Annotated in this window: 1 pseudogene; it reads left to right on the top strand. The window is 72.5% G+C overall.

Annotated elements, in window-relative coordinates:
* Positions 1-378: pseudogene (locus IMZ11_RS44795) on the top strand (NAD(P)(+) transhydrogenase (Re/Si-specific) subunit alpha); the annotation flags it as partial.

Here is a 378-nt window from a genome sequence, read left to right as displayed (position 1 = left end):
CTGCGCGACGGTGCGACTCTGGTGAGCTTGATCTCACCCGCGCTCAAGCCCGAGCTCGTCGAGAAGCTCTCGAGCCGGCCGATCACGGTCCTGGCCATGGACGCGGTGCCGCGTATCTCGCGCGCCCAGTCGCTGGACGTCTTGTCCTCGATGGCCAACATCGCCGGCTACCGCGCCGTCGTCGAGGCCGCACACAGCTTCGGCCGGTTCTTCACCGGCCAGGTCACCGCCGCGGGCAAGGTTCCCCCGGCCAAGGTGCTCGTCGTGGGTGCCGGTGTGGCCGGCCTGGCCGCCATCGGCGCGGCGGGCAGCCTGGGCGCGATCGTGCGCGCCACCGATCCCCGTCCCGAGGTGGCCGACCAGGTCGCCTCCCTCGGC

Origin of the sequence: Microtetraspora sp. AC03309, from assembly GCF_020826795.1 — a bacterium.
Taxonomy (GTDB): Bacteria; Actinomycetota; Actinomycetes; order Streptosporangiales; family Streptosporangiaceae; genus Microtetraspora; species Microtetraspora glauca.
This window is presented reverse-complemented; position numbering and strand designations above follow the sequence as displayed.